Source organism: Chitinophaga sp. LS1, assembly GCF_034274695.1.
Taxonomy (GTDB): Bacteria; Bacteroidota; Bacteroidia; order Chitinophagales; family Chitinophagaceae; genus Chitinophaga.
The window spans coordinates 5,209,018-5,225,603 of record NZ_CP128362.1 but is presented as its reverse complement, the minus strand read 5'-3'; the positions used below and the strand labels follow the sequence as shown (position 1 = coordinate 5,225,603).

12 protein-coding genes are annotated in these 16,586 nt (G+C 45.0%); 2 read left to right on the top strand and 10 right to left on the bottom strand.

The window, feature by feature from the left end; translation table 11 throughout:
• The first annotated feature begins 341 nt into the window (after positions 1–341).
• Positions 342–1,043: a hypothetical protein gene (locus QQL36_RS21530; RefSeq protein ID WP_083722870.1), complete on the top strand. Its 702-nt coding sequence runs from the start codon at positions 342–344 to the stop codon at positions 1,041–1,043.
• A 299-nt stretch (positions 1,044–1,342) separates the two neighbouring features.
• Here the strand turns inward: QQL36_RS21530 and QQL36_RS21525 are convergent, their stop codons facing one another.
• The 9 genes from QQL36_RS21525 to QQL36_RS21485 all read right to left on the bottom strand — a co-directional run bounded on the left by QQL36_RS21525 (position 1,343) and on the right by QQL36_RS21485 (position 11,610).
• Positions 1,343–1,867 carry an outer membrane beta-barrel protein gene (locus tag QQL36_RS21525; RefSeq protein ID WP_083722871.1) on the bottom strand — a complete coding sequence of 175 codons (525 nt, stop codon included), beginning with the start codon at positions 1,865–1,867 and terminating at the stop codon, positions 1,343–1,345.
• A gap of 51 nt (positions 1,868–1,918) precedes the next feature.
• Positions 1,919–2,407 carry a hypothetical protein gene (locus tag QQL36_RS21520; protein WP_083722872.1) on the bottom strand — a complete coding sequence of 163 codons (489 nt, stop codon included), beginning with the start codon at positions 2,405–2,407 and terminating at the stop codon, positions 1,919–1,921.
• 306 nt (positions 2,408–2,713) lie between these two features.
• Positions 2,714–3,079 (bottom strand): hypothetical protein, encoded by a 366-nt coding sequence (locus QQL36_RS21515; protein ID WP_083722873.1) that lies wholly within the window; start codon positions 3,077–3,079, stop codon positions 2,714–2,716.
• Between the two features lie 80 nt (positions 3,080–3,159).
• Positions 3,160–4,596 carry a RagB/SusD family nutrient uptake outer membrane protein gene (locus tag QQL36_RS21510; RefSeq protein WP_083722874.1) on the bottom strand — a complete coding sequence of 479 codons (1,437 nt, stop codon included), beginning with the start codon at positions 4,594–4,596 and terminating at the stop codon, positions 3,160–3,162.
• Positions 4,597–4,615: 19 nt separating this feature from the next.
• Positions 4,616–7,774, bottom strand: coding sequence for a SusC/RagA family TonB-linked outer membrane protein (locus QQL36_RS21505; RefSeq protein WP_321566719.1), 3,159 nt, complete (start codon positions 7,772–7,774; stop codon positions 4,616–4,618).
• A gap of 96 nt (positions 7,775–7,870) precedes the next feature.
• Positions 7,871–8,440 carry a peroxiredoxin family protein gene (locus QQL36_RS21500; RefSeq protein ID WP_083722876.1) on the bottom strand — a complete coding sequence of 190 codons (570 nt, stop codon included), beginning with the start codon at positions 8,438–8,440 and terminating at the stop codon, positions 7,871–7,873.
• 198 nt (positions 8,441–8,638) lie between these two features.
• Positions 8,639–8,842 (bottom strand): heavy-metal-associated domain-containing protein, encoded by a 204-nt coding sequence (locus tag QQL36_RS21495; RefSeq protein WP_083722877.1) that lies wholly within the window; start codon positions 8,840–8,842, stop codon positions 8,639–8,641.
• Positions 8,843–8,847: 5 nt separating this feature from the next.
• Positions 8,848–11,001, bottom strand: coding sequence for a heavy metal translocating P-type ATPase (locus QQL36_RS21490; RefSeq protein WP_321566718.1), 2,154 nt, complete (start codon positions 10,999–11,001; stop codon positions 8,848–8,850).
• 66 nt (positions 11,002–11,067) lie between these two features.
• Positions 11,068–11,610 (bottom strand): AraC family transcriptional regulator, encoded by a 543-nt coding sequence (locus tag QQL36_RS21485; protein ID WP_321566717.1) that lies wholly within the window; start codon positions 11,608–11,610, stop codon positions 11,068–11,070.
• Between the two features lie 194 nt (positions 11,611–11,804).
• Between QQL36_RS21485 and QQL36_RS21480 the strand changes: the two genes are divergently transcribed.
• Positions 11,805–12,629, top strand: a complete 825-nt coding sequence (locus tag QQL36_RS21480; protein ID WP_321566716.1) for a hypothetical protein — start codon at positions 11,805–11,807, stop codon at positions 12,627–12,629.
• On the opposite strand, the gene QQL36_RS21475 is transcribed toward QQL36_RS21480, so the two are convergent.
• On the bottom strand, positions 12,613–16,488 hold the full coding sequence (locus tag QQL36_RS21475; RefSeq protein ID WP_321566715.1) for a PAS domain S-box protein: 3,876 nt from the start codon (positions 16,486–16,488) through the stop codon (positions 12,613–12,615). The two genes, QQL36_RS21480 and QQL36_RS21475, sit on opposite strands and share 17 nt — an antisense overlap.
• Positions 16,489–16,586: the final 98 nt, after the last annotated feature.

Here is a 16,586-nt window from a genome sequence, read left to right as displayed (position 1 = left end):
AACAAGATATTATGATATTAATTTAACGAGTTTAAAAAATTTAGCCAGTAAACATGCTTCTTTTTTAAGCTTACTATTCCCAGTATGAAAACGTATACCCGGTCTTGTTACTTCATATCTACAGTTTCCCCGCAGTGCGGACTTACTTTCTTTAGTAAAGTTTAATGGGATTGGAAAAACTACTCAAATAAGAAAACAACACAAGTATCTGTTTTTCAATATATTATATAAAAACGAATTGTCTTTAACATTTTCTTAGAAGATTCTTGCACCGTTTTGGTTATTTACTCATCAACCATCATTTATTGATTTTTTATTTAACCAATTAAAATTGAAAAACCATGAAGAAGCAATTAATCCGTTTCGGCCTTATGGCAGGTTTTGGCGCTTTTGTTCTGGCCAATGTGAATGCAAAGAATGTTATGTCTAACAGCGGTAACGCGGCCGACACCATTATGTCAGCAGACACTGCGAGCTTTTTCAAAGCAGATACTGCCAGCTTTGCGAGAGACACTGCTAACTTCAGCACCGACACAGCCAGCTATGTAAGAGACACTGCGATGGCGAATGACACAGCAAATTTGTTTAAAGCAGACACTGCGAGCTTTTTCAAAGCGGATACCGCTATGATGAGTGACACAGCATACCTGTTCAAAGCTGATACTGCTGCAAATTTCCGCGACACCGCATCTTTTTTCAAAGCTGATACTGCGCTGATGAAAGACACAGCTTTCAGCTTCAAAGCTGACACTGCCAACTTCCGTGACACTGCGGCTTTTGCCAAAGCAGACACTGCTTTCGGTAAAGACACCCTGGCTACTGCAATGATGAAAGACACTGCCAGCTTCACGCTGAAAAGTGACACTACCAGTGCAAAAGCAGACACTGCCGCATTTGCTCACAGACTGGATACAGCAATGTCTGTAAAAGACACTGTTGCATTTAAATCAGTAGGTGATACTTCATCTGCCAAAGCCGACACTACAGGCAAGCAAGTTGCTGATACTACTGCAAAAAAGCATAAGAAACAACCTAAACAGTAGCAGTACAGTGAACATGCCGGTACATTATTATTGACCGGAAAGATTTTTCTTATTCAAACGGAAACCTTGAAGCCTCCTGATAAATTCAGGGGGCTTCTTTTTTTGGGGAAATTGGCCTGTGGCAGCAAACAAGATCTGTTTTATTGGATTGATGATCTGTTAATGGACTATCGCCCTGAAGGAATGGTTTCCTTTTACATTTGAAAATTCTTTTTCAATACTGCCTTTTATTGCCCATAAAAAAAGCCCCCGGATACTTCCGGAGGCCCTCTATAAATAAATAACAAACTGCCTGAATACTAGAAATTATAACCGGCTTTCAGACCAAAGAAACCTAAATGGTCTCCATCCTTAAACCAGCTCTCATATTTCGCCTCCACATCAAGACCGAGGAAACGAATACCCACTCCTGGTGCAAAAAGAGCAGCAGTACCATCATAGTCACCTACGTAAGTAGCAGTACCACCTTCTACCTTTACATACAGTAATGGAATAGAGAATTTATACTTCACCCCTACTCTTACCGGAAAAGCCTGCAGAGCAGAATATTTACCTACCGGACCGTCAACTGCACTATAGTCAAAAGACTTACCGGAAAAACGCATGTAACCAGCAGAACCAGTTACACCCAAACCAGCAATCAGCTTGATGTCTGCATTCAGACCACCACCCCATCCAGCGTTGTGGGTATCTTTGAAGTCACCTGTAGGAACACCTGTTTCTACATAGGGGCCAATGCTGAATCTCTTTAACTGTGCCTGGGACTGGGTACCAATCACACAAAAGAGTGCCAGTAATAATGAAATTTGAATGGTTTTTATCATACGGATATTTTAAAATTCTCACAAATGTAAGTAATTCATAGTAAATTAATGTCAGAAGGAATATGCGGCTTTTACCCCTATTGCGCTATTCGTATTCTCCTGTATCCAGGTCTCATACTTCGCCTCCACATCCAATGATTTTAAATGAACACCCAATCCCGGGGTGAGAATGACCTTTGTGCCATGACCAATGGCCGTAGCAGTTCCCGTTTCTACTTTGATGTACACCGCCGGCATGGGTAGTTTGTATGCTACTCCCAAACGAACAGGAATGACCTGGTAGTCTGCAACGGTAGAATTTTTCTGCGTACTGTTTCCTTTAAAACACACATATCCTGCAGATGCCGTAAAACTCCACCCGGTCAATAATTTTACATTCATGCCGACACCGACCCCTGTGCCAACTTTAGAAGCTGCAGGCAGTTTCCCCTGGTTAATAAGGGCTTCTACATAAGGTCCGTAAGACAATTTCTTAGACTGCCCCAAAGCGGAGGCAGTGATAAAAAACAGGACGGCAAAAAAGTAAAATAGCTGTTTCATAGTTTAACAAGATGAAATCCTGCATCTGCCTAAGCCGATATAGGAATGACCTGAGATCTGGCAGTCGTTATACAATCTTTCTACATACGGACCAAAGCTGATTAATTCTGATTGTCCCAAGGTTGTCCTGCTTACAAATAGTAAGCAAACAAATAAAATGTGTTTTTCATAATTGGACATATTAAGGAAATGGTGCAAACCGCTCAATGGGTAGTCAATTGCCGGGATTCATAAATAGGAACAAACCGGATTTGCACATAAATAGATATTTACATGAGTTAAACGTAGCTCCTTAAAAAAAAGTTACTACTGAGGCAAAACTTTGTACACGGAATCTTTTGGAGGAATACTATCTTTCCTGACTTCGGGAGGTAACTGGTTCGTAGCTGAAGGAAGTGTGGCACCACCTACAGCCTCATTCTGGGCGCCCGCAGGCAATCCCATTTTTATCATTTCCTTTCTTTCCTTGTTGCTGAATAAATACTGGGGATGCTTTTCTTTGCGCATACCATCCTCAAAACGGTACTCTGCACCGAGACGTGGGGGTTCGTAGTTTCCACCACGACTTGAGGCACAGCCAGTGCCCAAAAACACAAAACCTGCCAATAAACTAAAAGATATTAGGATATTGGCAGGTTGTTTAAATTTCTTCCAGGCAGATCTTCTAAGCATGATCCTGGGTTTACTGTCCGGTTATAAAACGCATTTCATTCGTTATTATTATATAACAGCAAATACAAGGCCAAACTTTATTAATAAAGCTTATTTGTTGTCAGCTCATTATTGGGTGCCGGGAAAATGTAATTGGAAGCAGTTGGGGCTACCGCATTTGCCTGCAGACTGCTGCTACCCTTTGCAGGGATCGTTTGCAGGTTTCTCAGCAGATCACCTGATCTGAAACCTTCGCCCAACAATTCAATCCTTCTCTCGATGGCAATAGTAGATACCAGTGCTGAAGCGGTCGCTATATCCGCATCTGCAAATGTATAGCTCGCATCACTACGCGCATGCACCGCCTTCAGCAGATTTGCAGCCAGTGTAAGATTGCCTGTCTGTGCCGCAGCTTCTGCATAATTCAGCAAAACCTCTGAATAACGGATCACCGGAATGTAATCGATATATGGAGATGCCTTTGCATATTTCTTCAGGTAATATAAACTGGATGCTACACGTAACAAGCTTCTGCGCTTATCGCTGCTACCCCATTGTGCATTGCCTAAAATACCATCCGGGTTCAGATAGTACTCTGAATTGGCATTATAAATATAACCAATGGCAGACTGGCCTGAATACGAATCAGAAGATGTCATTGGCATAGAGAAGATGGACTCGGTTGTCGTATAAGTCGTACCGAACAATGTTGTGATATCGGACTGCAATGCATGCTTCACACCATAACTGGTAGTACTAAACGGAGCACTCGTCTGTGGTACAATCTTCGCGGCTTCTTCAACAACTTTCGCAAAATTATTCATAGTCAGGTACACCCTTGTCTTCAGGGCAATCGCAGTACTCTTATGTGCACGGGTGGTATTCAGCAGATCTGAGGAATAACTGTCAGGCAGATTCGCTTCTGCTGAATCCAGGTCTGATAAGATCTGGGTATACACTTCTGCTACTGTGCTACGTGCCAGGTCATTATTGTCACCATCGGTTTCTGCCTGAAGGCGCAGTGGCAAACCTTTGGATGCACCCTGATCCGAGTTGTAAGGCGTAGCATACACCGTTACCAGACTGAAATAGCACAATGCACGGATGTACTTCGCTTCTGCAGTATATTGCGTATTCAGCGTGTCAGAGATCACACCGGTGCTGGTAGCCAGCCCCGCGATAATGATATTCGCGTCGTTGATGGCAGTATATGCCTGTGACCAAAGATTATTGATATCGTTGGAACCGGAGTTGTAGCTATTGTTCCAGCTCTCATACGCCGTGTATGAATTCGCAGTCACGTTGATGAACTCTTCTCCTCTTACATCGCAGTACAGCAGGTAACGGCCGCCGTATAAAGAGGCGCCTTTCACAGCATCGTAAGCACCATTCACCAGACCCAGGATACGGGAAGCAGAACCAAATGAATTTGCGTCGCTGATAGATGTTGAAGGCACGGTATCCAGCAATTCTTTCTCACTGCAGGAGGAGAAAGCCAGTATCACACCCAAACCTATATATTGATATATTTTTTTCATTTTCCTGATTTGTTTTACATTAAAATCCTACGTTAATACCCACTGTGAAAGTTCTTCCCTGACCCACTGCGTTCTTCTCAATACCCGGTGTGGTATTGGAGTTACCATTGCTGCTTGATTCAGGATCTGTACCTGTATAACCAGTAAGCAGGAACAGGTTGTTGCCGGAAGCATATATACGTGCACTGCTGATTCCTGAAGTTCCAAATACGCGGCCCGGTACACGGTAACCCAGCGTCAGACTTTGCAAACGGAGAAAATCACCTTTCTCTACGTTCGCTGAAATCGGGTAAGAAGAACCATTGGAGATCTGGTCATTGTATACCAGACGAGGGATGTCGGTTTTCTGACCTACAGTCGTCCAGCGTTTGGAAATGTCTGTATAGTTGTTATAGAAACGCTGATCTCTCAGGGTGGCTTTGGTACCGTTCATTACATAGTTACCACCTGCGTAAGTCAGGTTGATACCCAGATCAAAGTTCTTGTAACGGAAAGTATTACTCAGACCACCATACCATTTTGGCAATGCATTGCCCAGCAGGTAGTAGTCGCTGGCAGAAATCGCAGTAGCCGTGGTACCATCCAGGTAAGTCCAGTTACTCTCGCCGGAAGCGACTGTAGCACTGTACTGTACTTTCTCACCTGCTTTGTTGATGAAGATACGACGCCCGTTTTCAGGATTCACACCAGCCGTTTTGGCACCATACAGGCTACCAACAGAGTAGCCTACACGTGTTACGTTACTTGCTTCGGACGAAGTGTGAGTATAGCCGATGATGTCTGAGTTACCTGTTGCCAGTGCTGTTACTTTATTCTTGATGTGTGTATAGTTGAAGCTTGCATCCCAGCTGAAATTTTCCTTGCGGATCACGCTGGCTGTTACACCCAGTTCCCAGCCACGGTTATACATAGCACCTACGTTCATGAGGATGGCATTGTCAGGGATACCTTTGGATGCAGATTGTGGTGCACTCAGGATCAGACCATTTACATCGTTGTTGAACCATGTACCTTCTACCTGGATCCTGTTATTCAGCAGACCCAGATCCAGACCCAGGTTAGTTTGTTTACTGGTTTCCCAGGACAGATCAGGGTTACCGGCCTGACTCAGGTACCAGGTAGCGGCACTACCATACAGCGAAGCACTGTACAGGCTCTGGCTGGCATAGTCGTTGGTCACATTACCATTACCTACACGACCCCAGCTGGCACGCAGTTTCACATTGTTTACAATATTTTCGATGTGCAGGTTTTTGAAGAATCCTTCTTCAGATAACAGCCAGCCCGCGCTCACACCACCGAAGTTACCGAACTTGCTGTTGGCACCCAGTGCAGAGTTACCATCGCGGCGGAAGTTGGCAGTCAGGAAGTACTTGTTATTAAAGTCGTAAGTCACACGGGAGAAGTAAGAGATGAATGCTTTTTCACTTTTACTATTGCCGCTTGCTGTTACGGTGCTGTAACTACCTTCGTAGTTAGTAAAGAAATTGTCTGCCGCTACAGTGGCATAAGCACCCCAGGAAGTAGTCTCGAATTTCTGAACATCATAACCCAATAATGCAGTCACGTGGTGCTTACGGTATTTGTTATTGAAACCCAAAGTGCTCGCCCAGTCCCAGTTATTACGCAGTGCGCTCACATTGGTAGCAGAACCCCCTACAGAATAACCGGAAGATCCCAGTTGAGAACTTAACCACGTATTATTTTCAGTTCTCAGCCTGTCCATCGCATACGTAGTATTCAGTTCAAAGTGATACGGCAACTTAATGGTTGCACCTATATTTCCTGTAAAGCGATCGTTCTCTGTCGTATAGCTACTCAGGTCGAACAATGCTTTTGCATTCCACAGGGTGTTGGTCACCTGGTTGTTGCCCATACCTAACGTACCTGTTGAGCTCAGGTTGTAACTACCGTCGGCATTATACACAGACACGTTGGGTGCCAGTGCAGTGGCAAGACGTGCAGCACCGATGAGCAGGAAGGTACTGTTAGGCAGGGAACCTGTGTTCTGAGATTGGTTGAATGATGTATTGTATGCACCACCAGCTTTGATCTTGAACCATTTGGTTACTTCATGGTCAACATTGAAACGAAGTGACTTACGTTTGAATTCATTATCTACCACAAAACCCTGTTGGTTAGAATAGTTGGCGGATAAATAATAATTTGTTGTTTTGTTACCACCAGATACGCTGATGTTATGGTTCTGAGAATAGGCAGTGCGATAGATATAATCGTACCAGTTAGTATTCACCAGAGAGCCATCTGCATTATAGTTAGGGAAGAACAATTCGGAAGCTACGCTGCTATTGTTTTCATTACCACCCAATACTTTCGAATTGTATACCGCTTCGTTTTTGTATTTCATGTAACCGGTTGCATCCAGCAGTTTAGGCAGACGGGCTGCTTTTGTTGAGCTACCCCATGCATCGTATATTACTTTAGCTTTCCCTTCCTTACCTCTCCTGGTAGTGATGAGGAGTACGCCGCCAGCAGCACGGGAACCGTAGATGGAGGTAGATGCCGCATCTTTCAGTACATCGATAGACTCTATGTCTGCAGGATCGATATCACTCAGCGGGTTGTTAGGCACAGAAGTACTGGTAGAGATGTTGCCGGTATTAACAGCAATCCCATCGATCACTACCAGCGGATAAGAACTGAGGGAGATAGAGTTCACACCACGGATACGGATCACAGGCGGGTTATTCAGCACACCGTTTGGCGATGCGATACTCACACCTGCAGCCCGACCGGAGAGGGCCTGGTCAAAACTCTGCACAGGTGCATCTTTCACGAGTGCACCGGAGATGCGTGCAGCAGCACCGGTAAATTCTCTTTTTGTCTGTGTACCATAACCTACTACCACCACTTCATTCAGACCGCTGGCAGTAGATTCCAGTTTGGCATTGACAGTATTTCCACTAATGGGTAAAATTATTTTCTGGTAACCGATGTAGGTGAATTCCAGCGAAGTAACACCTTCAGGTATTTCGATAGAGAAGTTACCCTGACCATCGGTTTGTACGCCAATAGCCTTACCGGTTGTTTTTACAGATACGCCGGGGATAGGGGAATCGTTGTCCTTCGCTGTAACTTTACCGGTGATGCGGCGTGACTGTGCAGCTGCGCCAAGGTAAAGGGATAGCAGCAGTAATGCGCTTACGATTTGTTTCATTGTTTCTTTGCTTGATAGGAGGTAATAAAGTCCTGAGCACACAGTGTTCGCCCTGTGTACTGGTTGGTTGAATTAATAAATAAAATGTTGAGAAGCTTAGTGGCTTAATTGCTCATTGATTACAGACAGCATGGCTGCAAATTCTTTTTCATCATACAATCTTGTTAAGTATATTATTTTCCCTGTTCTGTCAATGACGATATTCCTTGTCACGCCTGCGTTTTTGTCGGCATAGCGGCGGAAGATAGCTGCGCCGGGATCGAGCGCCAGCGGGTACGAGATGCTCATGTCATCATGAAACTTCGAGACCTTTTCCAAAGGTTCATCTCTGTCCACGCCTATTAAAACAAAATCTTTATTTTTATTGGCCTGCCATACTTCTGTTTCCAGATGGGGCATTTCTTTGCGGCATACACTACACCAGCTGGCGGTGAATTGAAGTACCACTACTTTACCACGCAATTCTTTGAGCGTAGTTTTTTTACCATCGGTCAATACCAATTCAAAATCATCAGGAGCCTGATCGCCTACTTTAACAAGGTACCCTCTGCTGTCGGCGGCAGGATTCTCATATTTTACTTCTTTGGTTGGCTTAGGTGCAGCTGTCTGAGCATATCCTGTTAAGGCAAAACCCAATACCGCGCTACATAACAACAGTTTCTTCATTGTACTTTGTTTACTAGTTAAGCGATCAGTTACTACAGTAAAGAGGAGGTTAAGGTTACAACTTCACGGGGACAAAGATAATTAAATACTCTACAAAACAAGTAGGGTTATAAATTATTTGTTAAATTTTCATACACGCAAAAAAGAAAGCCGCTCATACCTTTGGCAGAAGCGGCTTTCCATAAAAATCCGTTTTTATTAAATCTCGCTGGCCTTGTACCCTGCAGCTTCCACCTGCCTGATTACATCAGCCGCGGATAATCCTTTATTATCATTCACTGTTAGTATTTTATCAGGTGTGCTCGTATCTACTTTCCATGCATCCTTCGCTGGTGATGCGTCTAAATAAGGTGTTACTTTCGCCACACACGCATCGCATTTAATATTTGTCTTGAATTTCATAGTATTTATAATTTAATCCATTTTAATCTTAAACTGTTACTGACTACTGAAACAGAGCTTAAAGCCATGGCAGCACCTGCGATCATAGGGTCTAATAAAAACCCATTAACGGGATACAGGATGCCGGCAGCCAGCGGAATACCAATAATATTGTAAATAAAGGCCCAGAAGAGATTTTGTCTGATAGTACGCACTGTTAGCCCTGACAAAGCCAAAGCCTTGGGAATGGCCTTTAAATCGGCTGTAATGAGGGTCATCTTCGCCACATCCATCGCAATATCTGAACCCTTCCCCATCGCGATACTGACATCTGCCTGTGCCAGTGCCTGACTGTCATTGATACCGTCTCCTGCCATGGCCACTATCTTTCCCTGCGACTGCAATGATTTTACAAACGCCGCTTTATCTGCCGGGAGCATTCCTGCTTTGTAATGTTCAATGCCTACTGACTGAGCCACAGCTGCTGCTGTTTTTTCATTATCACCGGTGAGCATGTAGACAGTGATGCCTTGTTGTTTTAACTGAGTGATTGCAGCTGCGGAAGTTGGTCTTATTTTATCGGAGATATTGATATAGCCTACGATTTTATCATCCTCTGCCATGATAATAGTCCCACTCCTATCTGTTTTTATACCATGCGCATTCAACAACGCTGCATTCCCTGCCAGGTAACGGTGACCATTATAAGAAGCTACAATACCTTTACCGGTAATACTTTCTATTTGCGAAAGTTGTACAGGCTGAATATTATCCTCCTGCAAATGATGCACGACTGCCAGTGCCAAGGGATGTTCAGATTGCAACTCCATCGCTAACAATACAGGCAGCAAAGCCACATCAACATTTATACTTTCTACCGTAGGTTTCCCTTCTGTAATCGTCCCGGTTTTATCCAGCAACACTACATTCGTCTTATATCCTTTTTCCAGACTCTCTGCATCCCTGATGAGAATATTATTATCCGCACCGCGGCCAATTCCTACCATAATCGCTGTAGGCGTCGCTAATCCTAATGCGCAAGGGCATGCAATGACCAATACTGTTACTGCTGCCAATAATCCATGTGTAAAATCACCTGCCACCATCCAGATGCCAAATGTTACCACAGCTATACCAATCACCACTGGCACAAATATCCCCGCAATCTTATCAACCAACTGCTGCACGGGTGCCTTACTACCCTGTGCTTCCTGCACCACGCGAATGATCTGTGCCAATACGGTATCCGCACCTACCTTCTCTGCTTTGAACTGAAAACTACCCTGCTGATTGATAGTGCCTGCAAATACCTGCTTGCCTTTCTCTTTCAATACAGGTACAGGTTCTCCACTGATCATACTTTCATCTACATAAGACCCGCCTTCTACTACCACTCCATCCACAGGAATACGATTACCGGGTTTCACCAGTATGGTATCATTTACCTGCACGGCTTCCAGCGGTACTTCAACCTGCTCATTGTGTCTCATTACAAGCACTGTCTTAGGTTGTAAGCCCATCAGTTTCTTCAATGCAGAAGAAGTATTTGATTTCGCTTTTTCTTCCAGTAATTTCCCCAATGATACAAATGCTATCACCACTGCCGCTGCTTCGAAATACACATGTGCATGCAATCCTCTGGCCATCCAGAAGTGCGGATTGATTGTATTAAATACACTGAAGATCCAGGCTATACCTGTACTCAGCGCGACCAATGTATCCATATTGGATTTCCCATGCCGGGCCTGTTTCCAGGCGTTCACAAAAAAACCTTTTCCAAGCCAGAATATCACCGGCGTGGACAATACACACATGATCCAGTTAGCATAAGGAATATTCATAAAGAACATGCCGATCACCACTACTGGCAACGATAATATGATCGCAATAATAGTACGGGTCTTCAAAGCCTGGTAATGACTTTGTTGTGCCTGCTGTTGTATTTCTTCCCTGTTATGGGTTTCAATGACGAGGTCGTATCCTACGCTACGAAGGGAGTTACGCATGGTTTCAGGGGTTACCTGATCTGCGTCATAGGTCACGAGGGCTGTCTGGTTGGCGTAGTTAACAATTGCCTCCTGCACCCCGGGTACAGAGTGCAGCATGGAAGTAATGCTTACTGCACAGGCAGCACAACTCATTTCCAGAACGGGGAAGGTTTCTTTTATTAGGTGTCCCATGGTACAAAGCTACCAAGGACAAAGGGAAGGGCTGTTATATGATCAGGTATAAAATGTATATAATTATTACACCTGATCCAGTGGCTTGCGGCTGTTCTCTTTCAGCTGGCGGTAGGCGCTGGGCGTCATACCCGTAATTTTCTTAAACTGCTGGCTGAGGTGCTGTACGCTGCTATAACCCAGGTTGTCAGCGATTTCACTCAGGTTCATCTCGTCGTATTGCAGCAGTTCTTTCACTCTTTCAATGCGTTGGAGGATCACGTACTTTTCTATCGTCAGTCCTTCACTTGTACTAAAGGCGGTGGACAGGTAATGGTATTCTACCCCGATGCTATCCTGCAGAAATACAGACAGTTTGGTATTTAAGGTATCATTATCCTTGCCGTGAATAAGGTTGATAATAGTGGTTTTGATCTTCTCCACCAGCGCATTCTTTTTATCGTCCAGCAGTTCAAAACCCAGTTCTTTCAGGTTACCGCTCAGTACCTTCAGTTGTTCCGGTGCAGGCGCCTCCCTGGTGCTCACTTCCCCCAGCAAGATGCTATTGAAGGGGATGTGCAGCTTTTCCAGTTCCTGGCTCACCACCATAATACAGCGGTTACAAACCATGTTTTTTATAAACAAATGCATTTGGCAAAGTTATGCTATCTTAGTTATAGGGACAAACAACCTATATCCATTGAAAAAGATTACCGGGATGCTTCGTCAAATGAAGCCCCTTGCACCAGATACTGCGGTCCCCCTTCAAAAATGAAAAGAACCCGAAATTGATTACCTTTGCGCCGGTCTTACAAAACATCATCATGCGAAAGTATTTACCATTTCTGCTCATCGGCCTCCTGTGCAGCTGTGCAGAAAATGCGAAAAAGCCCTTACCTGATGCAGACAGCTCCCTTACCGTAAACGAACAGTCTGCCAGTTCCACGTCCAGTCCTCTTCCTGATAAAATTATCGCGGAAAGGACCAATGGCACCGTCACCCTTTTAGATACCATCGACGGAAAGCCCCTCGTATCCCTGAATGACAACGTTCTGCTGGATGCCACCATGCCTAAGAACGGCTGGTCGGAAACCAGCATTGAAATCGCTGTCAATGCTGCTCAGGAAAAGAGTATGATCATCAAAAAAGGTCAGGCCCTCACCCTCGCAGGCAAAGTCGTCGGCAAAGCACTGGATGACCTTCACCTGGTCACCACCGGCGAAAATATGCATGGAGAACTGACAGGGTTTTTCTTTGGTTATGTTCAAAAGAAAGATATCAAACCGGGCTCTGTGATCGAAACAGCACTCGCAGACTACCTGCGTACTCACAGTGGCAGATTGCTGCCTGATATGCAACCGTTTATCAAACAGTTCCAGCTGGAAAATACAGGTATAAATGCACCATTCCTCGAATATCAGAACTATGATAATTCCGTGGATGATCCGTCTCCACTGTATAGGGTTGTACTGGTGTTTTATAAAAACAGCTTAATCGGCGCCGTTGCCGCCAGACCACTCCAACTGGCCAATACACAGTCACAACCTCTGGAAAGAGGTTTCACCGCATACTTCTTCAATGATACTGATCAAAAAGTAAAAGAGGAATATGTGAAGCTGTTCAATAACTTCATTACGAGTGTAGACTAAGCGCCGTATCAATATAATTTTCTATCAGCCGGATCGCCTTACTGATCTTTTCTTTGGCTTCTATTGCCAATTCCTGTAAGGCCTCCGGCTGTATATTTTTCACACCTTCAATCTGCTCCGCCAGCAATGCCAGATCCATCAACCCCACTGTCAGTGCCACCCCACGTAGTTTATGCCCCCAGCCATTTAAAGTAAGCACATTTTCGCCTGTCAATACACTGTCAAACTCCGCCATCAGTTTATTAAATTCCTTGACTGTCAGTGATAGGATCTCTTTCATAAACGCCGGATCATCATCACCCAGGTACGTTTTTAAATATTCTTCATCTAATACCTCCGCTTTATCTTCCAGCTCTTCCGGCTCATGTGGTTTATCCAACCGCAACCACTTATTGAACATCGCCACCATGGTATTTTCTACAAAAGGTTTTGCCATAAAATCGTCCATACCCGCTTCTATACATTTCTCCCGCTCACCCATTACATTGCCTGCTGTCAGCGCAATAATAGGCACCCTGAAACCAGGATAATCCGTGCGAATCAGTTTGCTGGCTTCATAACCATTCATCTCCGGCATCTGGATGTCCATGAGAATAATGTCCGGCATGATATGACTCAAAATTGCTAATGCCTCTTTACCATTATTCGCTTCATGGATCACAGCTGCGGGTGCGATGCGATGAATAATAGTCGTGGCGAGAAACATATTGATCGGGTTATCTTCTACCACGAGCACATTAAAACCATCCCCCCTCGCACTCTGTGCGGTGTTTTCAGTAGTAACAGGTATGATCATTTCTTTTTTGAATAAACGGGACAGGGCGTTGTACATCTCCTGCATTTTAATGGGTTTTACAAGACGTTGTTGTACCTGCAGGCGCTCACAGGCTTTGATGATCCTTTCATCATCTGAGGAACTATGCAGTAAGATTATTTTCTGCCGGGGATCGGCGTCTATATTTTTCCTGATCTTTTCAATGGTCTCAATACCATCCATAAAAGGCATGTGATAATCCATGAGCACTACGTCGAAGTGATTTTTCTTTGAGAGGATCTCCAGCGCTTCAAAACCATTTTTTGCTTCTACAAAACTGATCCCTTTCAGGAAGAGCATTTCTCTCAGGATCACACGGTTGTTGTCATTGTCATCTACGATCAATACATTTTTGACCATGTCGATGTTCTCCCAGTGAATGCGTTCACCATCTTCTGTTTTTACAGAGATGTCAAAGAAGAAACGGCTCCCTTTGCCCGGTTTACTTTCCAGCTGCAGGGTACTGCCCATCAATGCGAGTAACTTGTTCGAGATGGTGAGACCCAACCCCGTACCACCATATTTTTTTGTGGTGGAAACGTCTTCCTGTAAAAACGCTTCAAAGATCTTATGCGCCTTCTCTGGCCGGATACCAATACCCGTATCACGTACTTCAAAACGGAAAAGGTCATCCCTGTCCAGTTGCGTCACTTTCAACTCGATCTCACCCGCTGGGGTAAATTTCACGGCATTCCCCATCAGGTTCACAAGGATCTGTTTCAGGCGTACTTCATCTATGTATACAAAACGGGGCAGATTGGAGGAGACATTCAGTAACAATTCCAACCCTTTGTTCTGCGCCTGGTAACTGATGATATCACTCGCCTGACTACAGAATTCGTAGAGATCACATTTGCCAATATCCAGTTCCAGTTTGCCCGCTTCGATCTTTGAGAAGTCGAGGATATCATTGATAATGCTTAAAAGGGCATTTGCAGACTGATTTACGATCGATAAGTACTGGTTCTGAGACTCTGTAAGTTGTGTCTTTAAAACAAGGTCTGTGAAGCCGATAACGCCATTTAACGGGGTCCTGATCTCATGGCTCATATTAGCCAAAAATTCCGACTTTGCAATATTCGCCTGTTCGGCCTGTATTTTTGCCTGTTTATATTCTTCCTGCTGCAGATAAGCTTCAGTAATATCCTGTGTGAACATCATAATACCGCCAATTTTGCCATCGTACTGAAACCAGGGTCTTACTTCCCAACGCAGGTACTGATCATGGTTCCAGCCTTCGGGGCGCCATACATCATGTTCTTCCCTGAGTACTTCGCCTGACTGTGCACTGGCATGGATCTTTTTCCAATGATCTGATATATTGGGGAATACCTCGTAGTGAGAGATGCCCAGTACGGGCTGCCCCTGTATCTGAAATTCTTCCAGCCAGCGACGGCTCACGGCAATATACCGCATTTCCTTGTCGAACATGGCCACTGCCGCAGGAGCGTGTTCCACAAAGGTAGAGAGCCGCAATTTCTGGGTTTTGAGTTCTATCTCCGCGAGTTTCTTTTCTGTGATGTCCTGCAGGGTGCCAAAGAGTCGCTTGCATTGACCGTTTTCAAACTGCGCACTGCCGCGACTGCGTACCCACCGGTCATTGCCTTTTTCGGTCACGATTTCCAGTTCCAGGTTGAACGAATTGCCCGTGGCGATGGTCTCTGCCAGTGCGGCCTGCATACGCTGGCGGTTTTCGCCCTCTTTGTAAAAACGCATACCGTTGGAAAAACGGGCAGGTTCATCAGGGGCTACTTCCAGTATTTCTCGGGTTACGTCAGACCAGAATACGTTTCCATTATGCATGTCTATTTCCCAGGCGCCGATACGTGCTACTTTATTCGTACGTTCCAGCATTTCGGTGGAGCGCTTCAGGTCTTTTTCCAGCTGATAATGGATAGTAATGTCCGCAGCGTTAGAGATGACGTATTGGTCTACCAGTACGTTATTGTAATGAAGAATAATGCGTGTGCCGTCTTTCTTCAGCACTTTCATCAACCCGTTTAGTTTGCCTGATTTTTTGATCTGCTCCAGGTATGCACGCACCTCATGGTGCAGTTCCTTCGGTGCAATATCGAACAGGCTGGCACCCACCAGTTCGTCGAGGGTATACCCCAATCCTGCTGCACCGGCTTCGTTTACAGTGAGGAAATATCCCTGCAAATCATGGGTGCACATGAGACCTGGGGAGTTTTCGAAGAAAGTGCGGAAGTTGCGTTCGCTTTCGCTGAGCAACTGTTCCTTTCTGCGTTCTTCGGTGATGTCACGGCCTATGCTGAAAATATCCTGGGTATCGGGTTCGGCGGTGGCCATCCACGAGATGGTGCGCCATTCACCTGATTTGGTACGGAGACGGTTCTCGAAGGCGATGGTAGATTTACCGGCGATCATATTGCTGGTTTCGACCAGGGAGGCTGCCTGGTCATCGGGATGGATCATTTCCAGGATGTTCTTTTGCAGCATTTCTTCTGGTGAATAACCGAAGATGTGGGTGTAGGCAAGGTTGACCTTTTTGAACACACCGGCGGAGGTAGCGAGACCAACAAGGTTGTCTGAGAGAAGGAAAAGTTTTTCTAAATAATAGACTTCTTCTTTCTGACGGCGGTTCAGGATGAGGGTCATAATTTCGTTCGCCATGAGTTCAAGTGCATGGCGCTGGCTCTCTTGCAACTGACGGGGTTGTTCGTCCATGACACAGAGGGCGCCGAGGATGATGCCTTTGGGATCGCGAATGGGGTAGCCGGAGAAAAAGCGGAAGAAATTGCCTTCGCCAATGTCGGGCTTTTCTACATAGCTGTTGGTGCGGAGGATCTCTTCTGTGAAGGACCATTCGCGGGGCACTTCTCTGAAATTCAGTCCGATAGCTGATTTGAGCCATTGGCGGTCCTGATCGGGGAAGGAGATGCAGGCGGCGGAGGTATTGCAGATGAGGGCAGCGAGGGTGGTAAGCCGGTCGAATTCCTCTTCAGGATGAGAGTCAAGAATGTGATAGCCAGCCAGTATATTCAATCTTTCGGCTTCGCGCTGGGTAGAACTGGTTGCTTTCATATATTTTGGAACGATGAGATAAGTATTATATAACACAGAATCCTTAAAACTGTTCAAATTTAAACAGCCGATTTAAACAGCAAAAAAAAGACTTTTGC